This is a genomic window from Citrobacter sp. RHBSTW-00671 (assembly GCF_014103415.1).
Lineage (GTDB): Bacteria > Pseudomonadota > Gammaproteobacteria > Enterobacterales > Enterobacteriaceae > Citrobacter.
In genome coordinates this window covers 2,329,265-2,351,003 of record NZ_JABXPR010000001.1, presented here as the reverse complement: position 1 = coordinate 2,351,003, position 21,739 = coordinate 2,329,265, and the positions used below count along the sequence as shown (strand labels likewise).

22 protein-coding genes are annotated in these 21,739 nt (G+C 52.2%); 10 read left to right on the top strand and 12 right to left on the bottom strand.

Features of this window, described 5'->3' with window-relative positions:
• Positions 1–269 precede the first annotated feature (269 nt).
• Positions 270–731, top strand: a complete 462-nt coding sequence (locus HV261_RS11045) for a YehR family lipoprotein (protein ID WP_196210022.1) — start codon at positions 270–272, stop codon at positions 729–731.
• Positions 732–774: 43 nt separating this feature from the next.
• Here HV261_RS11045 and HV261_RS11040 read toward each other — a convergent pair whose 3' ends face one another.
• From HV261_RS11040 to HV261_RS11030, 3 genes are read right to left on the bottom strand one after another with little or no spacing between them, the layout of a single operon-like run.
• Positions 775–1,245: a YehS family protein gene (locus HV261_RS11040; RefSeq protein ID WP_202038286.1), complete on the bottom strand. Its 471-nt coding sequence runs from the start codon at positions 1,243–1,245 to the stop codon at positions 775–777.
• Between the two features lie 46 nt (positions 1,246–1,291).
• Positions 1,292–2,011, bottom strand: coding sequence for a two-component system response regulator BtsR (gene btsR / locus HV261_RS11035; RefSeq protein WP_202038285.1), 720 nt, complete (start codon positions 2,009–2,011; stop codon positions 1,292–1,294).
• Positions 2,008–3,693, bottom strand: coding sequence for a LytS/YhcK type 5TM receptor domain-containing protein (locus HV261_RS11030; RefSeq protein WP_202038284.1), 1,686 nt, complete (start codon positions 3,691–3,693; stop codon positions 2,008–2,010). The genes btsR and HV261_RS11030 overlap by 4 nt, the downstream gene beginning before the upstream one ends.
• Positions 3,694–3,918: 225 nt before the next feature.
• Between HV261_RS11030 and mlrA the strand changes: the two genes are divergently transcribed.
• Together mlrA and HV261_RS11020 are read left to right on the top strand one after the other, a co-directional pair.
• Positions 3,919–4,650: an HTH-type transcriptional regulator MlrA gene (gene mlrA / locus HV261_RS11025; RefSeq protein WP_048211186.1), complete on the top strand. Its 732-nt coding sequence runs from the start codon at positions 3,919–3,921 to the stop codon at positions 4,648–4,650.
• A gap of 51 nt (positions 4,651–4,701) precedes the next feature.
• Positions 4,702–4,809 carry a protein YohO gene (locus tag HV261_RS11020; RefSeq protein WP_003027354.1) on the top strand — a complete coding sequence of 36 codons (108 nt, stop codon included), beginning with the start codon at positions 4,702–4,704 and terminating at the stop codon, positions 4,807–4,809.
• Here the strand turns inward: HV261_RS11020 and HV261_RS11015 are convergent.
• The 5 genes from HV261_RS11015 to bglX form a co-directional block, all read right to left on the bottom strand.
• Complete coding sequence (locus HV261_RS11015; RefSeq protein WP_202038283.1) at positions 4,790–5,521, bottom strand: ABC transporter permease; 732 nt, start codon at positions 5,519–5,521, stop codon at positions 4,790–4,792. The genes HV261_RS11020 and HV261_RS11015 overlap by 20 nt on opposite strands.
• Complete coding sequence (locus HV261_RS11010) at positions 5,505–6,452, bottom strand: ABC transporter ATP-binding protein (protein WP_202038282.1); 948 nt, start codon at positions 6,450–6,452, stop codon at positions 5,505–5,507. Before HV261_RS11010 ends, HV261_RS11015 begins: the two co-directional genes overlap by 17 nt.
• A complete protein-coding gene (locus tag HV261_RS11005) occupies positions 6,445–7,638 on the bottom strand; it encodes an ABC transporter permease (protein ID WP_202038281.1) in 1,194 nt (397 codons plus the stop codon). Before HV261_RS11005 ends, HV261_RS11010 begins: the two co-directional genes overlap by 8 nt.
• A complete protein-coding gene (gene osmF / locus HV261_RS11000) occupies positions 7,626–8,543 on the bottom strand; it encodes a glycine betaine ABC transporter substrate-binding protein OsmF (RefSeq protein WP_137382299.1) in 918 nt (305 codons plus the stop codon). The genes HV261_RS11005 and osmF overlap by 13 nt, the downstream gene beginning before the upstream one ends.
• Before the next feature lie 231 nt (positions 8,544–8,774).
• Positions 8,775–11,072, bottom strand: coding sequence for a beta-glucosidase BglX (gene bglX, locus HV261_RS10995; protein ID WP_202038280.1), 2,298 nt, complete (start codon positions 11,070–11,072; stop codon positions 8,775–8,777).
• A gap of 232 nt (positions 11,073–11,304) precedes the next feature.
• On the opposite strand from bglX, the gene dld reads away from it, so the two are divergent.
• Entirely contained in the window at positions 11,305–13,017 is a 1,713-nt protein-coding gene (gene dld / locus HV261_RS10990; protein ID WP_202038279.1) for a D-lactate dehydrogenase, read from the top strand.
• A gap of 64 nt (positions 13,018–13,081) precedes the next feature.
• Here the strand turns inward: dld and pbpG are convergent, their stop codons facing one another.
• Positions 13,082–14,029: a D-alanyl-D-alanine endopeptidase gene (gene pbpG / locus HV261_RS10985; protein WP_048211180.1), complete on the bottom strand. Its 948-nt coding sequence runs from the start codon at positions 14,027–14,029 to the stop codon at positions 13,082–13,084.
• A 179-nt stretch (positions 14,030–14,208) separates the two neighbouring features.
• Positions 14,209–14,796 carry a Yip1 family protein gene (locus HV261_RS10980; RefSeq protein ID WP_005129189.1) on the bottom strand — a complete coding sequence of 196 codons (588 nt, stop codon included), beginning with the start codon at positions 14,794–14,796 and terminating at the stop codon, positions 14,209–14,211.
• Between the two features lie 162 nt (positions 14,797–14,958).
• Between HV261_RS10980 and HV261_RS10975 the strand changes: the two genes are divergently transcribed.
• Positions 14,959–15,534: a DedA family protein gene (locus tag HV261_RS10975; RefSeq protein ID WP_137382295.1), complete on the top strand. Its 576-nt coding sequence runs from the start codon at positions 14,959–14,961 to the stop codon at positions 15,532–15,534.
• A gap of 30 nt (positions 15,535–15,564) precedes the next feature.
• Here the strand turns inward: HV261_RS10975 and mdtQ are convergent, their stop codons facing one another.
• Together mdtQ and dusC are read right to left on the bottom strand one after the other, a co-directional pair.
• A complete protein-coding gene (gene mdtQ / locus HV261_RS10970) occupies positions 15,565–16,998 on the bottom strand; it encodes a multidrug resistance outer membrane protein MdtQ (protein WP_202038278.1) in 1,434 nt (477 codons plus the stop codon).
• A gap of 241 nt (positions 16,999–17,239) precedes the next feature.
• On the bottom strand, positions 17,240–18,184 hold the full coding sequence (dusC, locus tag HV261_RS10965) for a tRNA dihydrouridine(16) synthase DusC (protein ID WP_202038277.1): 945 nt from the start codon (positions 18,182–18,184) through the stop codon (positions 17,240–17,242).
• A gap of 215 nt (positions 18,185–18,399) precedes the next feature.
• On the opposite strand from dusC, the gene HV261_RS10960 reads away from it, so the two are divergent.
• The 5 genes from HV261_RS10960 to HV261_RS10940 all read left to right on the top strand — a co-directional run bounded on the left by HV261_RS10960 (position 18,400) and on the right by HV261_RS10940 (position 21,619).
• Positions 18,400–18,798: a CidA/LrgA family protein gene (locus HV261_RS10960; RefSeq protein ID WP_005129194.1), complete on the top strand. Its 399-nt coding sequence runs from the start codon at positions 18,400–18,402 to the stop codon at positions 18,796–18,798.
• Positions 18,795–19,490, top strand: coding sequence for a CidB/LrgB family autolysis modulator (locus HV261_RS10955; RefSeq protein ID WP_202038276.1), 696 nt, complete (start codon positions 18,795–18,797; stop codon positions 19,488–19,490). The genes HV261_RS10960 and HV261_RS10955 overlap by 4 nt, the downstream gene beginning before the upstream one ends.
• A gap of 148 nt (positions 19,491–19,638) precedes the next feature.
• A complete protein-coding gene (gene cdd, locus HV261_RS10950; RefSeq protein ID WP_202038275.1) occupies positions 19,639–20,523 on the top strand; it encodes a cytidine deaminase in 885 nt (294 codons plus the stop codon).
• A 134-nt stretch (positions 20,524–20,657) separates the two neighbouring features.
• A complete protein-coding gene (gene sanA / locus HV261_RS10945; protein WP_137382290.1) occupies positions 20,658–21,377 on the top strand; it encodes an outer membrane permeability protein SanA in 720 nt (239 codons plus the stop codon).
• 2 nt (positions 21,378–21,379) lie between these two features.
• On the top strand, positions 21,380–21,619 hold the full coding sequence (locus tag HV261_RS10940; protein WP_137382289.1) for a DUF2542 family protein: 240 nt from the start codon (positions 21,380–21,382) through the stop codon (positions 21,617–21,619).
• The last annotated feature ends 120 nt before the right edge of the window (positions 21,620–21,739 follow it).

The following is a 21,739-nucleotide window of genomic DNA, read 5'->3' as shown; positions in this document are numbered from 1 at the left end:
GAGTTGCTTAAAGGCGGCAAGGGAGTGAGTCCCCAGGAGCATAGATAACTATGTGACTGGGGTGAGCGAGCGTAGCCAACACATAAGCAACTTGAAGTATGACGGGTATATACCTTTAATCTGAAATACCCCTCTCACTCCATTTTCGGACTGCCTGATTCCGCATAAACCTCTTATTCTGTATCCCCTCTGGCGCTCAGGAGTATTGAGAACACCAGATTCCCGGGGATTATTTTTCGGCATCAAATATTCATAAAATGGAGTTTTACATGAACATGTTTAAGAAATTATTTACGCTGGCCATTGCGTCTGTGCTGGCTTTTTCTCTGGCAGGCTGCGGTGATAAAGAAGGAAGCAAAAAATACAGTGCTAATCTGAACGGCGTGGAAATTTCCATTACCTACACTTATAAAGGCGATAAGGTTCTGAAACAAACGTCAGAGAGCAAAATTAACTATGCTTCTATCGGCGCAACCGACAAAGAGAGTGCGGCGAAAGTGCTGGATGCTCTGAGCGCGAAATATAAAAACATCGCAGGTATAGAAGAAAAACTGACCTATTCCGATACCTACGCGCAGGAAAATGTCACTATCGATATGGAAAAGGTTGATTTTAAAGCCTTGCAAGGTATTTCCGGCATCAACATTTCTGCGGACGATGCAGCGAAAGGCATCACCATGAAACAAATGGAAACCATCATGACGGCGGCAGGCTTTAAAGAAGTCAAATAATCGCACCGGCGACCCGGTTTTAACCGCGGTCGCCAGTCTATTTTTACGCTTTCATGCTGTGCACCCGCTTGGTCAAACCACGCAGGAAATAGCGTAAAAACTGGTCTCCGCACTCGCGGTAGTTTTTATGGTCCGGTGCACGCATCATCGCGGTGATTTCCGGCATTGATACGCGAAATTTCTGTTCGGTCATGATGGCCAGAATATCATCAGTTTTCAGTGAAAACGCAATACGCAGTTTTTTCAGTACCGTATTGTTGTTAACACGACGTTCAATCGCCAGTTCCGGCGCAGAATCATCTTTGCCACGCAGATGGTAGATAAGACCGTTCAGGAAACCGGAGAGGATGATATCCGGGCAGCGAACAAAGCCGTCTTCATCTTCTTTTGTCATCCAGGTGTCAAAACCTGCCGAGGTGGCTTCCATCTCAGCAAGCGCAAGAATGCGCACCATATCGTTATTGTTCGCTTTCAGGGTGTAGCGCAGGCTACGAAGAATATCGTTACTTAGCATAGAGCCTTCAACTGTCGGTGATGCAATGGCGCGCAGTGTACCAGTTTTACAGGCCAATCGCCTCTTTTAGACTTTTGAGGTAACGACGGCTCACCGGGACAGTCAGTCCGTTACGTAAAATCAGCTCAGCCTGGCCATTATCTTCCAGACGGATCTCCTGCAAATGGGCCATGTTGACCAGGTATTGTCGGTGGCAGCGTAGCAGCGGAGTTCGGCTCTCCAGCGTTCTGAGCGTCAGCTCGGTGAATCCTTCTTTGCCATCGCTACTGGTCACATAAACGCCGCTCATACGACTGCTGACAAACGCCACATCATCCATTTGCAGCAGATAAATTCGGCTATGACCGCTACAGGGAATGAACTTAAGCGCCTGCTGATGTTCCGGCAGTAACGACACATCCTGCTTCGTGCGCTCCTGACGTAAACGGCTCAGCGTTTTCTCCAGCCGCGTTTCTTCAATCGGCTTAAGCAGATAATCAAAGGCATGCTCTTCAAAGGCTTTCACTGCATATTCATCAAAAGCGGTGAGAAAAACGATATATGGGCGATGCTCGGGATCCAGCATACCCACCATTTCCAGCCCGCTGATACGCGGCATCTGGATATCGAGGAACAGCACATCCGGGCGCAGCTTATGTACTGCGCCAATGGCCTCTACCGCATTCGAACACTCTCCGACTATCTCGATGTCGCTTTGCTCCTGTAACAGGATCCGCAGGTTCTCCCGCGCTAACGGTTCATCATCGACAATCAGCACTTTGATCATGCCAGTTCCTCCAGGGGAAGTCGTAAAGTAATTCGGGTAAAGAGGTCAGGCTCACAGACTACGCTGATGCCAAAATCATCGCCAAACCGTTCCCGCAGGCGTTTGTCCACCAGATTCATTCCAAGCCCGCTGGACTCTGTCGTGGGCTGATACAGTCCGGCATTATCTTCAATATCCAGCATCAGATACTGCCCTTCCTGACGAGCAGTGATAGAGACTTCTCCGGTATCAAGTAGCTGGGAAGTGCCATGCTTAATCGCATTCTCGACTATCGGTTGCAGCGTAAACGCAGGCAATTGCTGATGCGCAAGCGCTTCCGGTACCGTTAAGGTCACCTGCAGACGGGACTGGAATCGTGCCTTTTCAATTTGTAGATAGGCATTTACGTGTTCGATTTCATCAGCCAGCGTCACAATTTCCGACGGGCGTTTTAAATTCTTACGAAAGAAAGTCGAGAGATATTGCACCAGTTGGCTGGCCTGTTCGCTGTCACGACGGATCACGGCTTTGATCGTATTCAACGCGTTAAACAGAAAATGGGGATTAACCTGAGCGTGCAGAAGTTTGATTTCTGACTGCGTCAGCATCGCTTTTTGTCGCTCGTATTGCCCGGCCAGGATTTGCGCGGAAAGCAACTGGGCAATCCCTTCCCCCAGCGTGCGGTTAATTGAGCTAAAGAGACGGTTTTTGGCTTCATACAGTTTAATCGTCCCCATCACCCGCTGGTTTTCACCACGCAAAGGGATAACCAACGTCGACCCTAATTTGCATTGCGGATGCAGTGAACAGCGATAAGGCACTTCATTACCATCGGCATACACAACTTCCCCGGTTTCAATCGCCCGTTGGGTGTATGAAGAGGATATGGGCTTGCCTGGCAGGTGGTGGTCATCACCAATGCCGGTAAACGCCAGTAACTTCTCGCGGTCAGTAATCGCCACCGCACCGATATCCAGCTCTTCATACAGCACCTGAGCGACCTTCATGCTGTTAACCTCGTTAAATCCCTGTCGCAGAATCCCCTCCGTAGAGGCGGCAACTTTTAGCGCAGTGGCAGAAAACGCCGAGGTGTATTTTTCAAACATCGCGCGTTTGTCGAGCAGAATGCGCATAAACAACGCAGCACCAACGGTATTGGTCACCATCATCGGTGCGGCAATGTTACTGACCAGGTGCAAGGCATTCTCAAAGGGACGCGCAATCAGCAAAATGATCAGCATCTGCACCAGCTCGGCAACAAAAGTAATCGCGCCCGCCGTCAGCGGGCTAAATACTTTATCAGTACGGCCACGTCGGGTAAGGACACTGTGTACCAGTCCCCCAAGCAGGCCTTCCACGATGGTCGAAATCATGCAACTGAGCGCCGTCATGCCCCCCATCGAATAGCGATGAAGACCGCCGGTCAGGCCAACCAGTCCCCCAACAACAGGACCGCCAAGCAGACCGCCCATCACCGCGCCGATGGCGCGAGTATTCGCAATGGAGTCTTCAATATGCAGCCCAAAGTAGGTGCCCATAATGCAAAAAATGGAGAAGGTGACGTAACACAGAAGTTTGTGCGGCAGTCGGATAGTGACCTGCATCAGCGGGATAAACAGACGCGTCTTGCTCATTAGCCACGCGATAACGAGAAACACGCACATCTGCTGAAGCAGCAGCAACACCAGATTAAACTCGTACATACCCGCCAACCACACATTTCTTAAAAGCGCGTAACATACATGGGCTGCGCGTAACTTTCTTTGAACTGTTGCAAAAAAACAGGAATTTGTGAGAACGATCACTCGAAAGCGCGAGTATGACGACAATCTCACCCTTCTCCTGATCAAAAAACAGACAAAACTACCTGGTTCGCAAAAGAGCGTCTAAAGTAAAACTGGGACCTCGCGAGCAAGAGTGAGACAACGATGGCGCTTTACACGATAGGTGAAGTGGCTTTGCTTTGTGATATCAACCCTGTCACTTTACGTGCATGGCAGAGGCGTTACGGATTACTAAAACCTCAGCGTACAGACGGGGGGCATCGCCTGTTTAACGATGCGGACATTGACAGGATCCGTGAGATAAAACGCTGGATAAATAATGGCGTTCAGGTCAGTAAAGTTAAAATGTTACTCAGCAATGAGAACATTGATGTGCATAACGGCTGGCGTGAACAACAAGAAACGCTATTGAGCTATTTGCAAAGTAACAATTTGCACAGCCTCAGGTTGTGGATCAAAGAGCGTGGTCAGGATTACCCTGCGCAAACGCTCAATACACATTTGTTCATTCCCTTACGCCGACGTCTGCAATGCCAGCAGCCCATTCTTCAGGCGCTATTGGGGATCCTTGACGGTGTGCTCATCAATTATATTGCGATTTGCCTTGCCTCGGCGCGTAAAAAACAGGGTAAAGATGCCCTGGTAGTCGGCTGGAATATCCACGATACCACCCGCTTATGGCTGGAAGGTTGGGTCGCCAGCCAGCAAGGATGGCGTGTTGATGTACTGGCCCACTCGCTCAATCAGCTACGGCCTGAGCTATTTGAAGGGCGCACCCTGCTCGTCTGGTGTGGAGAGAACCAAACTCCTGCACAACACCAACAACTGGATGAGTGGCGCGCGTTAGGTCACGATATTTATCCACTCGGTATTTAATATTTTATTAACAAACGTGTACAATCCTTGAATTCACATAAGGAGTACATAATGAGCGCAGCTAAAATCGGTGTTATAACCCTCTTCCTGCTGATGGCCATCGGTGGTATTGGCGGCGTAATGCTGGCAGGTTATACCTTTATTTTACGTGCCGGGTAAGGTAGTACGCTAATCGCTCAAACCCGCGATCGGCAATGACTGCGGCCAAGGCGACCAGCAGCGCCCCCTGGATCACATAGGCGGTATTAAACCCGCTTAACCCGATAATAATCGGTGTTCCCAGCGTATTCGCACCAACGGTAGAGGCAATCGTTGCGGTGCCAATATTAATAATGACTGACGTGCGAATCCCGGCCAGAATAACCGGTGCCGCGAGCGGAAGTTCGACTTTGCGTAGCCGCTGTCCATGACTCATGCCCATCCCGCTGGCGATATCTATCACGCTGGAAGAGATCCCTCCCAGCCCTGCCAGCGTCGCCTGTAAGATCGGTAACACCCCATACAGGATCAGCGCGATAATCGCAGGCTCCGGGCCAAATCCCATCACCGGTACGGCGATCGCCAGCACAGCAACCGGCGGAAAAGTTTGCCCCACCGCGGCAATCGTTTCGACCAACGGTCTGAATTCTACTCCCCATGAGCGGGTTACCGCTACACCTGCCCCAACCCCAATAATGACAGCAATCAGGCTTGAAACGCCCACCAGCGTGAAATGCGCCAGCGCCAGCGCCGTAAAGCTCTCTTGCTGATAAACAGGACGCGGCAATTGGGGAAACAACGCGCTGAACAGTGCCTGGCTGTGGGGCAATCCCACCAGCAACACCAGGAACAGCGCAATGAGCCACAGCAGAGGATCAAACAGATGTTTCACTGTGCGGTGTCTCCGAAAGCAGATCGTGAAAATGCAGCGTACCGCGGGCCACGCCCTGGGCATTCACCACCGGCAACACATCGCAACCCCGGGCGACAAAAACAGATAGCGCATCACGTAACGTCAGCTCGTCCACCAACGGCTCACCGGCCAACTGTTCACCACGACGGGTAAAATCCCCCACCGTGCGCAGCGAGAGCAGCCGGACGCCCAGTTCACTGTGGCCAAAAAAGGTCCGCACGAAATCATTCACCGGTGCCGTCAACATCGACAGCGGCGTGCCCTGCTGCACCACCTTGCCCGCATCCATTAACACCAGGTGCTCCGCCAGTCTCAGCGCTTCATCAATATCATGCGTCACCAACACGATGGTACGACCCAGCAGACGATGGATACGGGTCATCTCCTGCTGTAGCGCACTGCGTGTTACCGGGTCCAGCGCGCCAAAAGGTTCGTCCATCAGCAGTACCTGAGGGTCAGCCGCCAGCGCGCGTGCCACACCGACCCGCTGTTGTTGGCCGCCGGAAAGCTGATGCGGATAGCGGTGACGCAAATCCGCTTCCAGCCCCAGCAACGCCATCAGCTCTTCTGTTCGGTCATCAATACGCGCACGTGACCACTTTTGCAGCTGTGGTACGGTGGCAATGTTCTGGGCGACTGTCCAGTGCGGAAACAAGCCAATCGACTGGATGGCATAGCCCATACGTCGCCTTAATTCCAGCACCGGCAGGCTGCGGATCTCTTCCCCGGCAAAACGGATCTGCCCACTGTCATGCTCGACCAGCCGGTTGATCATTTTCAACGTGGTGGACTTCCCCGAACCGGAGGTCCCAATTAATACCGAAAAGCTCCCTTCGCCTAAATGCAGATTGAGATCGCTTACGGCCTGTTGCTGGTTATAGGTTTTATTGACATGGCTAAATTCAATCATCGTTTGTCACCTTCAGCAGCGCTAAGCCTAAATCAAACAGCGCATCAATCAGCACTGCCAGTACCACCACCGGAATCACACCCAGTAGCACTAAATCAACGGCGCTACTGAGCAGTCCCTGAAAGACCAGCGCGCCAAACCCGCCTGCCCCAATCAATGCGGCAATGACCGCCATCCCCACCGTCTGTACCATTACCACTCGCAAACTGCGCAAAAAAACGGGTAGCGCTAACGGAAGTTGCACTGAAAGAAAACGCTGGCGCGCGCTCATCCCCATCGCCCGCGCACTTTCCAGCACATCACGCGGAACCTGATTCAACCCGGCCACCACGCCACGAACCAAGGGCAATAAGGCATACAGCACCAGCGCAATCAGCGCGGGCGTCAGGCCCGTTCCCGCCACGCCGAGCGAGCTAAGCCACGGGAAATGCTTAACCAGCCCGGCAAGCGGCGCGATCAACAAACCAAACAATGCGACGGAGGGGATCGTCTGGATGATATTCAGCACGGCAAATATTGGCCCCTGACGCGCAGCAGAAAAGGTGCACCAGATACCCAGCGGCACGCCAATACACAGCGCAGGCACCACGGTACCGAACAGAATAGTCAGGTGCTGCGCCAGAGCATCATCAAAGACATCCTGGCGGTTGGCATATTCTTTGAGCAGAGAAAGATCGTTAAGAGTACCGGACAGCAGCAGCGCCACTGGCACAATGACAATTTGCGCATGCAGTACCCAGCGCCACAGCGGCTGAACGGTGATACGCCGAATGGCGTCACTGCCAGCCAGCAACAGCACCCCTGACCCAAGCCAGAAACCGCTCCCCAGGCTGGTTCTGGCGACAGACGTTCCCGTCTGAGCCAGATGCGTTGCCGTTTTCCCGGCCATAAACAACGCCGCAATCACCAGTAACTGGACAACAACCAGCGTCAATATATTGCCGGATTTACCGGGTATGAAGCAGAGAACCACGAGCAGTAAAAATGTCGCCGCCAGTCCCCACGCCATGTGGGGCCAGACTTCCCAGAGTTGGCGACCTTCACCGGAAACCAGACGATTAGGGGCATAGCTGATGAAAGGAAGCGCGGCTGCGGCCACGGTCAGAACCACCAGCAGCAACAGCACCCGATTAACTGATATCTTCGACACAACACTCACCTGCTGCAAATCCGTTACTTCACCCATCCTTTTTGCTTCAGGTAATCTGCAGCGACTTTTTTCGCATCCAGCCCCTCAACGGCGATACTGGCGTTGAGCTGCTGCAGCGTTTTTTCATCCAGACTGGCAAAGACCGGCTGTAGCCATTCCCCCATTTGCGGGTACTCCTTGAGTACCACGTCACGCACGACGGGCGCAGGCGCGTAAATGGGCTGAACCCCTTTGGGATCGCTTAATGTTTGCAGCCCCAGCGCAGCAACAGGGCCATCGGTTCCGTAAGCCATTGCGGCATTAACGCCGGAGGTCTGCTGCGCCGCAGCTTTAATTGTCACCGCAGTATCGCCCCCTGCCAGCGACAACAATTGGTTCTGATTGAGCTTGAAGTCATACGCTTTTTCAAAGGCGGGCAGCGCGTCTGCACGTTCAATAAACTCGGCGGAAGCCGCCAGTTTGAACGTCCCCCCCTCTTTCAGGTAGCGACCTAAATCCGCCAGAGAGACAAGTTTGTTTTTTTCAGCGATATCCTGACGTACTGCAATAGTCCAGGTATTGTTGGCTGGCGCAGGCGTTAGCCAGATCAATTTATTTTGCTCAGCGTCCAGTTTTTTCACTTTCTCGAAACCTGCCTGCGCATTTTTCCACGCGGGGTCGTTTTCATCTTTAAAAAAGAACGCGCCATTGCCGGTATATTCCGGATAAATATCCAGCTCACCGGAAGTGATGGCCCCACGCACCACGGGCGTCGTGCCCAGTTGCACTTTATTGACCGTTTTCACGCCGTGGCTTTCAAGCACCTGCAAAATAATATTGCCGAGCAGCGCCCCTTCGGTATCAATTTTTGACCCCACAGTGACGGGTGACGCGGCCTGTAAAGGCAAGCTTATCGTAGCCAGTAACGCCAGCGAACCCACCCATACCTTTGAGATAATCATGCTGCTCTCCTCATCCTTTTGCTGCCCTTTTCAGAGACTTGAGGAAAAAGCATAGTTGAAAAATCCAGTCTTAACCTGGCTATTGGGGGGTAACACCGAGCGTTATTAGCGGTACGACGAGAACAAAATAAAAAAATCCGGTAAACCCAACGTGAATTTACCGGATGATAGGATTTCGCAGGCCTGATAAGCGTAGCGCTATCAGGCACTGTCGGTGGCTTTATTCACCCATTACAGCAGTTCAAACTCGCCCTGCTTCACTCTGGCAGAGTCCACGCCGATAAAGACGTTAAATTTGCCCGGCTCCGCATCGTACTTCATCTGCTGGTTCCAGAACTTCAGCGCGTCAATATCAATGGGGAAACTGACGGTCTGGGTTTCACCTGGCTTGAGGTTCACTTTCTCAAAGCCTTTCAGCTGTTTTACCGGACGACTCATTGAGGCTGTCACATCCTGTAAATACATCTGAATGACTGTCGCCCCTTCACGCTTGCCGGTGTTGGTTACCTGCACGCTGGCAGTCACTGTTCCGTCACGTTTCATTGTCGGTGCAGAGAGCTTCACATCAGACACGGTAAACGTGGTGTAGCTCAGGCCATAGCCAAAGGGATACAACGGACCATTCGCTTCATCAAAGTAGCGCGACGTATATTTGTTCGGCTTATCGGCGTTATACGGGCGACCAGTATTAAGATGGCTGTAATAGACCGGGATCTGCCCCACCGATCGTGGGAAAGACATCGGCAGCTTACCTGACGGGTTATAATCGCCAAACAGCACATCAGCAATGGCGTTACCGCCTTCGGTGCCGGCAAACCAGGTCTCGAGGATCGCATCAGCCTGCTGATCTTCCTTCACCAGTGCCAGTGGACGACCGTTCATCAGCACCAGCACCAGCGGTTTCCCGGTTGCTTTCAGCGCAGCAATCAGATCACGCTGGCTTTGCGGGATAGTGATATCGGTTCGACTGGACGCTTCATGCGCCATCCCCTGCGCTTCACCCACGACCGCAACAACCACGTCAGACTGTTTCGCCGCGTTAACGGCTTCATCAATCATCGCCTGCGGCGAGCGTGGATCAACGTTCACCGCCTCTTCGTACAGGTTAAGGAAATCAACAATACCTTTATCGTTGGTGATATTCGCCCCTTTGGCGTAGACCACTTTACCTTTATCACCCAGGGCATTTTTAATGCCTGTCAGTACCGTGACAGACTGTTCGGCAACACCCGCCGCAGACCAGCTACCCATGACATCACGTTTGCTGTCTGCCAACGGTCCGACAACTGCCACAGTTGCTGTTTTTTTCAGTGGCAATGTTTCCAGACGGTTTTTCAGCAATACCAGGCTTTCACGCGCCACGTCACGGGCTTCTTTGCGATGCAAACGGCTTTCAGCATTGGTATCCTGTGGGTCAGAGTCTTTCGACCCCAGGTGGCTGTACGGGTCGTTAAACAGACCCATATCATATTTCACATTCAGTACATGGCGCGCGGCATCGTCGAGTTCCGCCATCGAAACCTTGCCCGACTTAATCAGTCCCGGCAGATACTTACTGTAGTATTCATCGCTCATGCTCATGTTAATACCGGACGTGATCGCCACGCGCACAGCGTCTTCAGGGTCGGACGCGGTTCCATGCTTAATCAATTCTTTAATTGCGCCATGATCGGAAACCGTTATGCCTTTAAAGCCCCACTTATCGCGCAGCACGTCTTTGAGCAGCCAGGCATCAGAGGTGGCAGGCGTCCCATTCAGTGAATTAAGCCCCACCATCACCGCACCGCTACCGGCATCCAGTCCGGCCTTGTACGGCGGCATATAGTCGTTGAATAAGCGCTGCGGACTCATATCCACAGTGTTGTACTCTTTACCGCCCTCAACGGCGCCATAAGCGGCGAAGTGCTTGACGCTGGTCATCACTGAATAGCGATCGGCCGGGCTTTTCCCCTGCATCGCTTCCACCATGGTTTTGCCCATGATGGCAGTTAAATACGTATCTTCACCAAAACCTTCGGACGCACGGCCCCAACGCGGATCGCGGGAGACATCGACCATCGGCGCCCAGGTCATGTTCAGGCCATCGTCTGCGGCTTCATACGCAGAAATCCGGCCAACGGTTCTGACCGCATCAAGGTTAAAAGAGGATGCCAGGCCAAGGCTTATCGGAAACACGGTGCGTTGACCGTGCAGCACGTCATAGGCGAAAAAGAGAGGGATTTTCAGGCGGCTGAGTTCCATAACCTGATCCTGCATCTTACGGATATCCTGGCGCGTGACGGTGTTAAAAATCGCCCCTACCTGTCCATCTTTGATCATCTCACGGATGGCTTCTTTCGGGTTATCAGGTCCGACGCTTATCAAACGCAATTGCCCAATTTTCTCATCCACGGTCATCTGTTTGAGTAAATCGGTCACAAACGCATCCCGCGCTTCAGGCGTCAGTGGATGGTTACCAAACAAGGTGTCCGCCAGCGCTGGTTGCAACGCCAGGCCCACCGCGACACCTACAGAACATAGCCATTTCATGTTGATTCTCTCTTAATTTCTACCCGACGAGGCAGCGAAAATATAACAAAAACCGCAGCTTGCCGTAAGCCTAAACGGGAGTGGGGAAGAAAGCTAAGGATATTCTCTGAATTTTCAAAACCAGCATGAATCAGTGGGATACAACACAGAGACAATGCGAATGAGAAAGCGTATTGTCATACATAGCGCTATGCTTGTTCCTGATATTGAGTCCCACCACAAGGAGTGGAGAATGTCTTCCATTACAACAACTGATAATAAAGCGTTTCTGACTGAATTGACCCGACTGGTCGGCCATTCACACCTGCTCACCGAACCGGCCAAAACGGCCCGTTATCGTAAAGGCTTCCGCTCGGGCCAGGGCGAGGCGCTCGCCGTCGTTTTCCCTGGCTCGCTATTAGAACTGTGGCGTGTCCTCAGCGCCTGCGTCTCGGCTGACAAAATAATCCTGATGCAAGCCGCCAATACCGGTCTGACCGAAGGCTCTACGCCTAGCGGCAATGATTACGATCGCGACATCGTTATCATCAGTACTCTGCGCCTCGATAAGCTGCACGTCATCGGCAACGGTGAACAGGTGCTGGCGTATCCCGGTACGACACTGTATTCACTGGAAAAGGCGCTCAAACCTTTTGGCCGTGAACCGCATTCGGTGATCGGCTCTTCCTGTATCGGTGCTTCCGTGATCGGCGGTATCTGCAACAACTCTGGCGGCTCGCTGGTACAACGTGGTCCGGCATACACAGAAATGTCGCTCTTTGCACGTATTGATGAGCAGGGTAAGTTACAGCTGGTCAACCATCTGGGTATCGAGCTGGGTCAAACGCCGGAGCAGATCCTCAGTAAACTCGACGACGAGCGGATCAAAGATGATGATGTCCAGCACGATGGGCGTCACGCACACGATCATGATTACGTCACCCGCGTCAGAGATATTGAGGCCGATACGCCGGCACGCTATAACGCAGACCCTGAGCGTTTGTTTGAATCTTCTGGTTGCGCCGGAAAGCTTGCAGTGTTCGCCGTGCGCCTGGATACCTTTGAGGCTGAGAAAAACCAGCAGGTATTTTATATCGGCACCAACCAGCCAGAAGTGCTGACAGAAATCCGTCGTCATATTCTGGCCAAATTTGAACATCTGCCGGTCGCGGGTGAATATATGCACCGCGATATCTATGACATCGCCGAAACCTATGGCAAAGATACGTTTCTGATGATCGACAAACTCGGCACTGACAAAATGCCGTTTTTCTTTACGCTGAAAGGCCGCACCGATGCGATGCTGGAAAAAGTGAAAATTTTCCGCCCGCACTTTACCGACCGGGCGATGCAGAAGTTTGGCCATTTATTCCCCAGCCATTTACCGGCACGGATGAAAAGTTGGCGTGATAAATACGAACATCACCTGCTGTTAAAAATGGCCGGTGGCGGCGTAGCAGAAGCACAGAGCTGGCTGACTGAGTTTTTCAAAACCGCCGAAGGTGATTTCTTTGCCTGTACGCCGGAAGAAGGTAGCAAGGCCTTTTTGCACCGCTTCGCCGCGGCGGGGGCGGCCATTCGATATCAGGCCGTCCATGCGGATGAAGTGGAAGATATTCTGGCGCTGGATATTGCGCTGCGCCGTAACGATACCGAATGGTATGAGCACCTGCCGCCGGAAATAGACAGCAAGCTGGTTCACAAGCTCTATTACGGCCACTTTATGTGCTATGTCTTCCATCAGGATTACATCGTGAAGAAAGGTGTGGATGCTCACGAACTGAAAGAGCAAATGCTGGTGTTACTGCGTGAACGCGGGGCACAATACCCTGCAGAACATAACGTGGGACATCTGTATAAAGCGCCAGAAACATTGACGCGTTTTTATCGCGAGAACGACCCGACCAACAGTATGAATCCAGGCATTGGTAAAACCAGTAAGCAGAAGTACTGGAAAGAATCGTAGGCCCGATAAGCGTAAGCGCCATCGGGCACGTTGCCGGGGGCGCTTCGCTTGCCCGGCCTACGGTTTAATCGTTTTGCGCAGTTTGCTCACCTGTCGCTGAACCCGCTGCCGCCATCTGGGCGGCTTTTTGCTTTTTATAGCTCAGCGCCGCGGCCGGAACAGGCATCACCTTGCCGGTTTCGATCCAGGTGCGTAAACGACTGGCATCAGCAAAGTGGGTGTATTTGCCAAAGGCATCCATGACCACCAGCGCAACCGGCTTGTTATTAATGACCGTACGCATCACCAGACAGTGACCGGCGGCATTAGTAAACCCCGTTTTGGTGAGCTGAATGTTCCAGTTATCGCGGTACACCAGATGGTTGGTGTTACGGAACGGCAGCGTATAAGCCGGATTAGCAAAGGTCGCCATGTCTTCACGCGTCGTACTCAACTGACCAATCAGCGGATACTGCTTGCTGGCAATCAGCAGTTTCGTTAAATCACGCGCCGTCGAGACGTTATGAATCGACAAGCCAGTCGGTTCCACAAAGCGCGTCTGGGTCATTCCCAACGATTTCGCCTTCGCATTCATCGCCTTGATAAATGCGTTATAACCGCCCGGATAGTGGTGCGCCAGGCTTGCCGCTGCGCGGTTTTCTGAGGACATCAGCGCCAGTAGCAACATATTCTTACGGCTGATCTCACTGTTCAGACGCACACGAGAGTAGATGCCTTTCATTTCCGGCGTCTGGCTGATATCAACTTTCAGTTTTTCATCCAGCGGCAGTCGTGCGTCAAGCACTACCATCGCCGTCATTAATTTGGTAATCGACGCAATCGGACGCACGAGGTCCGGGTGGTTCGAATAGATAACTTTGTTGGTATTCAGATCAACAATCATCGCACTACCCGAAGCAATCTCAGGTTGAGATGCCGCTGCGGTAGTCGCCGTTTTCGCTACGGCTTGGGGTGCAAAAGGAACGGCCAGCACCAGGGCAAGACTTAATAATGAAACTCGGAATTTCAGCATGATGAGGTTTCTGATAATGGTTCACGCACGTCACAACGCACACCGCCTGAAATAAGGATTATCTCAGGCTAGCTCTGGCATCATAGCGATCCGGCAGGTTTGCCGCTACAGAAGAATCATCTCGAAATGCTGCGTTGCTGGCTTTTACGCCAACAACGCAGCGCAGATAAGTTGTACACCTAGAATAATCGGTAGCCGTAGCCCCACAGGATCACCGTAATCGCCAGCAGAACCTCCAGCACCAGTACGCCAATCGCCAGCGTTGAACTGGAAAAGCTCAGCCCTTCTTCTTTAGTGATATTCAGGAACGTTGGAATACCGAGATAGAGTAAATAGCCGGTGTAAAACAGCGCAATGGTTCCCACGAGCGCACACAGCCAGACCAGCGGATACAGCGCCACCAGCCCGCTTAAAAACAGCGGCGTGGCAACATATCCGGCAAAGACCATACAATGCGCCAGCGACGGGCGTCGCGAGTAATTACGCGCCATCCACCAGATCACTCTGCCCATAATGGCCACACCCGCCAGCATCACACCGTAAAACAGAATTGCCATCGCAAATCCGGTAAACAGGGATAACTTCAGGATATTGCCGTCGCCAAAATTCCAGCCAATTTGCGTGGTGCCAATAAACGCACAAATCACCGGAATTGCCGCCATCAGCAGGACATGGTGGGTATAGTGATGCGAAACACTTTCGTTCTCGCTGTTGATCACGTGCATTTCACGATCGGGATGGGAAAACAGCCCCCAGACATGGTTCATACCGCCCCCTTCTTGTCAGCTCCGGACCTCAACACTTCAAGTATAATTCAGCTTTTGATTATTTTATGTACACATGAAAAATACCGATGCGCTGAGTTGCTGCTTTTCCGGCATGAACAATTCACTGGGTGTATGCTATGGAGCGTGGAGGTCATACAACGTATGGATATAACGCATTATGTTGAGCAATACGGCTATGCGGCGCTGATTATTGGCAGCCTTGCCGAAGGCGAAACCATTACCTTGCTAGGCGGTGTTGCTGCGCATCAGGGAATTCTTAAATTTCCGCTGGTGGTACTCTCCGTCGCGTTGGGCGGGATGATTGGCGATCAGTTACTCTTTTTACTTGGGCGTCGTTATGGCGGCAAAATTTTACGTCGTTTCTCGCGTCATCGGGCAAAAATCCACTATGCGCAGAAGATGATCCAACGGCGTCCCTATCTGTTTGTGGTCGGCACGCGCTTTATGTACGGCTTTCGCGTCATTGGCCCGTTGCTGATTGGAGCCAGCCACCTGCCGCCGAAGATTTTCATCCCACTGAATATCCTGGGGGCGTTTGTCTGGGCTTTGCTGTTTACCACGCTCGGCTATGTGGGCGGTGAAGTGATTGCCCCATGGTTGCATAGCCTCGACCAGCATATTAAACATGGGGTGTGGTTGGTTCTGGTTATCGGCGTTGTAGTGGCTGCCCGCTGGTGGATGAAACGGCGAAGTAAACGCAAAGAACAGGCAAATTGACCCGACAGCGGCTTCTGCCGGGTCAGACTATCAGGAGGCGCGGTAACCGCCGCCCAGTGCGCTGGTCAGCTGTATAGAAGCATCCAGCCATTGCCCCTGTAGAACCAGACCATTAAGCTGTTCGCGTAATGCCGGAATTTTGGCCTCGCTAACCCGGGAACCCGCAATGATACCGGCGCTATATCGTGCCTGCGCAAGCCCCACGACGCGCTGTGCGTCATGTTCAATTTGCTGCTGATGCTGGTTCTTCTGCGCCAGCGTTTCTACCTGTGATGCCGCACGCGCCACGTCATTCACCGCATCGACCACTGCCTTGTTGTAATTTGCCACCGTCAGGTTGCTCTGCGCTTTCGTGATATCGAGATTCGCATTCAGTCTGCCGCTATCAAAAATAGGCAGCGTCAGCCCAGCCGTCACGCCCATCTGCTGTGCGGAATGGCGGAACAAATCGCTCAGATGTAGCGCATCCTGCTGTAAAAACGCCATCAGGTTCACGTCCGGATAGAATGCCGCTTTTGCCGCATCAATGCTGCTCAGCGATGACTCGATGTACCAGTGTGCAGCCTGTAAATCAGGGCGGCGGGCCAGCAGCGAATAACCAAGCTGGGACGGTAGCTGGCTTTCGACCGCCGGTAGCGCCGTTGCTTTAAGCTTCATGACGGAAGATTGCGAGTTGGTCAGTGCGCTCAGCCGCGCCTCTATCACCTTCATTTTGCCGCTGACATCGTTCAGCTGCTGCTCCGTTTTACTGGAATCGATATCCGTTTCAACACCTTCGACAGAAGAGGTAATCCCGTTTTGATACAGTTGACGATCGACGGTGATGACGTTCTGCTGCTCGTTTTTAATCTGCGTCAGTACGGTTTTCAGCGCCGCCTGTGTCTGCCACTCCCAGTACAAACGCGATACGCCGCTCGCCAGTAACTGGCGGGTTTGCTCACGTTCAGCCTCACGCGCTTTCACCTCACCAATACGCGCCGCCACTTCAGCCCGGTTTTTACCCCACAGATCCAGGTTCCAGCCCGCGGTTAAACCAAAGGTTCCATTGGTGTACCACGGCCCCGTATTTCCATCCAAATCGGTAGCAAACGGTCCCATCAGCCCTTCAGCCGACATTTTCTGACGCTCCACATCTGCGGAAAAATCAATCTCTGGACCATCCTGCGCCTTAACCGCTTTAGCCTGCGCTTCTGCCAGTTGAATGCGCTGTTCTGCTACCTGCATATCTGGAGAATTCTTGAGGGTGCTGTCAATCAACGCATTCAGCTGTGGATCATGATACGCCTTCCACCATTGGCTATCCGGCCAACCATTTTTTAATGCCGCAGGCAACGCGGAATCAACGTTCACTGCGGGTGTCTGCTGTGACAGCGATTGACGATTGTCATGCATGGGTGCACAACCAACCATCAAAATAAGCAGCGGCAAACATGCCGTTGCAACAAGAACAGAATTACGATTCATGGGAATATACAGGTAAGAAAAGATGCACAGAGAGTACGACTTACCGCATTCTCTTTTTTAGTTACGCGTGGCAATACATCTTTTGAAATAAAATCACATAATTAAGAAACATATACATAACAAATGGTTCTGTCAAAATAATTCCACTGAATTATAAATGAAGGCGTAATGTCACAAACGCTTATCAGGCCTGCGAAATACGCGTCCGTTCCGTAGGCCGGATAAGGCGGTTACGCCGCCATCAGGCGATAATAGGGATGGCCTGAATCGCGCGTGCAATATCCGGTGAATTATTCAAAGCCCGAATTTCCTGAAACAGTTCTGTCGCTTCAACATATTCTTTACGAAGATAGCCCAGCCACTGTTTGATACGCGCCACATGATACAGCCCGGTGTCACCCTGTTTTTCCAGTCGGGTATATTTTTGCAGTAACGTCACGACGTCAGGCCACGGCATACGCGGTTCGTTATATTTCACCACACGACTCAAATTCGGGATATTAAGCGCACCGCGCCCGATCATGACGGCATCGCATCCGCTGATAGCCATACAGTCCTGTGCGCTTTGCCAGTCCCAGATCTCACCATTCGCGATAACCGGGATATTGAGACGCTGGCGGATCTCGCCTATAGCCTGCCAGTTAATGTGCTCGGCCTTATAACCTTGCTCTTTCGTTCGACCGTGCACCACCAACTCACTGGCACCGGCCTGCTGGACGGCATCAGCAATTTCGAACTGCCTGTCGCTGCTGTCCCAGCCCAGACGCACTTTTACCGTCATCGGTAAATGGGCCGGAACCGCATCACGCATGGCCTTAGCGCCACGGTAAATCAGCTCAGGGTCCTTCAGTAGCGTTGCGCCACCGCCGCTGCCGTTCACCAGCTTCGACGGACAGCCACAGTTTAGATCGACGCCATACGAACCCAGCTCAACCGCGCGGGCTGCATTTTCTGCCAGCCACTGCGGATACTGCCCCAGCAGTTGTATACGCACCGGCGTACCGGATGTCGTGCGGCTGGCGTTAAGCAGCTCAGGACAAATGCGGTGAAAGACTTTTACCGGCAGTAGTTGATCCACCACGCGAACAAATTCGGTGATACAGAGATCATAATCATTTACTTCAGTCAGCAGCTCGCGCACCAGTGAGTCGAGCACGCCTTCCATCGGCGCCAGTAAAACACGCATATTGTTACCCGCAAAAAAGAGAGGCGCTATGGTAACGTCTCTATGCAGGAGATTAAAGCGTCTCAGCGCCGGGCACAGGTTTGGTTATGCTGATTGGGGGCATTGCCTGATGTTCCAGATATCTATCTCCACTATGCTTAGAATTCATGATGTGATCGGTAGCACGTTTTAAAGTTTAATTGTATGATGAATCAGTCTCGTCAAGGGTTTCAAATATGAGCAAGTCACTGAACATTATCTGGCAATATTTACGCGCATTCGTCCTCATTTATGCCTGCCTCTATGCAGGTATTTTTCTTGCATCACTGCTGCCAATCACGATTCCGGGCAGCATTATCGGCATGCTGATTCTGTTTGTATTACTGGCATTACAGATCTTACCGGCAAAATGGGTAAACCCAGGCTGCTACGTACTGATTCGTTACATGGCCCTGCTGTTTGTCCCGATTGGCGTGGGGATCATGCAGTACTTTGACTTGCTACGCGCACAATTTGGTCCGGTCGTGGTGTCCTGCACCATCAGTACACTGGTTGTTTTCCTGGTAGTGAGCTGGAGCTCGCACATTGTTCACGGCGAACGCAAAATCGTTGGCCAAAAAGGGTCTAAACAATGATGTCGTATATCTGGTGGTCGTTACCCCTCACCCTGGCGGTATTTTTTGCTGCACGTAAGCTGGCAGCGCGATGCAAACTGCCGTTGCTGAATCCGTTGCTCGTCGCAATGGTGGTGATTATTCCCTTTCTGATGCTGACCGGTATCCCCTACGATCACTACTTCAAAGGCAGCGAGGTGCTGAACGATTTACTGCAACCTGCCGTCGTCGCGCTAGCCTACCCGTTATATGAACAGTTGCACCAAATCCGTGCCCGCTGGAAATCCATTATCGCCATCTGTTTTGCCGGCAGTGTCGTGGCCATGGTCACGGGCACCTCAATTGCCCTGCTGATGGGAGCTTCACCAGAGATTGCCGCCTCTATTATGCCTAAATCGGTCACCACGCCTATCGCTATGGCTGTGGGTGGCAGTATTGGTGGTATTCCGGCAATCAGCGCAGTGTGCGTCATTTTTGTCGGTATCCTCGGCGCCGTATTTGGCCATACCTTGCTCAATGCCATGCGCATTCGCACCAAGGCAGCGCGTGGACTGGCAATGGGTACGGCTTCACACGCCCTGGGCACGGCTCGTTGTGCAGAACTGGACTACCAGGAAGGCGCATTTAGCTCGCTGGCGCTGGTGATTTGCGGGATTATCACCTCATTGGTTGCCCCCTTCCTGTTCCCGGTTATCCTGGCGGTGGTAGGCTAATCTGCATTTTTAAGCTGTTTATTTGCGATGCGTTGCACATTTTTCATTTAAGTTTCATAAGTTGCATACACAATGAGATTTGGATCACATATAAAGCCCTGTCAGGCCCGTAAACTACGGTTCCATTACATTGTTATGAGGCAACGCCATGCATCCACGTTTTCAAACTGCTTTTGCCCAACTCGCGGATAACTTGCAATCAGCCCTGGCCCCTATTCTGGCGGATGTACATTTCCCCGCCATGCTGACGGCTGATCAGGTATCTTTGCTTAAACGCGAATCGGGACTGGACGAAGACGCGCTGGCATTCGCTCTGCTGCCTTTAGCTGCGGCCTGCGCACGCACCCCGCTGTCCAACTTCAACGTTGGCGCAATCTCACGAGGTATCAGCGGAACCTGGTATTTCGGTGGGAACATGGAGTTTCTGGGTGCCACAATGCAGCAAACCGTTCACGCCGAGCAGAGCGCTATTAGCCATGCCTGGTTACGTGGCGAAAAAGGACTCGCCGCGATTACCGTCAACTACACCCCTTGCGGGCACTGCCGTCAGTTTATGAATGAGCTGAACAGCGGACTGGATTTACGTATTCACCTGCCCGGGCGTGAACCACACGCACTGCGCGACTATCTGCCGGACGCTTTTGGGCCAAAAGATCTCGACATCAAAACGCTGTTGATGGACGACCAGGATCACGGCTTCGCGCTGCAAGGCGATGCGCTGACCCAGGCGGCGATTGCCGCAGCAAACAGATGCCATATGCCCTACAGCAACTCCCCGAGCGGCGTGGCGCTGGAGTGTAAAGATGGTCAGATTTTCAGCGGTAGTTATGCTGAAAACGCCGCCTTCAACCCAACGCTGCCACCGTTGCAGGGTGCATTAAACCTGTTGAGTCTGAACGGTTACGACTATCCGGACATTCAACGTGCGGTGCTGGCAGAAAAAGCGGATGCGGCGCTTATCCAGTGGGATGCGACGTCTGCCACCCTGAACGCGCTGGGCTGTGACAATATCGAGCGCGTACTACTCGGTTAAATCGTGATGCCCGGTGGCGCCGCGTCATCGGGCAACAGTGACTAAAATCCCCTCAATCAGACTGCTGTTTCTTGCGCTCCGCCGTTGGGTACAGTAGCCTGATTGACATTCCATCCAATTATCGAGTTTTCTGCATGTTAAAGCGCGTGTTTTACAGCTTGTTAGTCCTGGTAGGCTTGCTGCTGTTGACAGTGCTTGGGCTCGACAGATGGATGAGCTGGAAGACGGCCCCCTACATCTATGACGAATTACAGGATCTCCCCTACCGTCAGGTTGGCGTTGTCCTGGGCACGGCAAAATACTACCGTACCGGCGTCATCAATCAGTATTACCGCTACCGCATTCAGGGCGCATTAAATGCGTATAACAGCGGCAAAGTAAACTATCTGCTCCTTAGCGGCGACAACGCGCAGCAAAGCTATAACGAACCGATGACGATGCGTAAAGACTTGATTGCCGCGGGCGTCGATCCCGCTGACATCGTGCTTGATTACGCAGGGTTCCGTACGCTTGATTCGATTGTACGCACCCGCAAAGTATTCGATACCAACGATTTCATCATCATTACTCAGCGATTCCACTGTGAGCGCGCATTGTTTATTGCGCTACATATGGGCATTCAGGCTCAGTGCTATGCGGTACCCTCGCCTAAAGATATGCTTACCGTGCGGGTGCGCGAATTTGGCGCTCGCTTTGGCGCGCTGGCCGATCTCTACCTTTTTAAACGCGAACCCCGTTTTTTAGGTCCGCTGGTACCTATCCCGACCATGCATCAGGTACCCGATGATGCTCAGGGATATCCGGCAGTCACGCCTGAACAATTACTCGAATTACAAAAGAAACAAGGAAAATAAGCATGGATGTACAAACACTCTTCGTCGTATTGGCCTTTCTGCTCATTCCCCTTTTTTGTTTCCGTGAAGCCTGGAAAGGATGGCGCTCCGGGGCCGTAGATAAAATTAAGAAGAATGCGCGCGAACCGGTTTACGCCTATCGCTCGCAAGAGCCTTTGCAATTTTGGTCCTATGTGCTGGTTTATGCCGGGTGCGGATGTTTATCATTAGGTATGGTTGTTTATTTGGTGTTTTATCGTTAACGATATTGCCTTTATATTGGCGGTTGAGAATAACTAATATTATGATAACAGTTACCATTTCAATATAAGGGATTCATGCTGCCCGTCAGCATTTCCCTCACACCTTCTTCTATTTGTGAA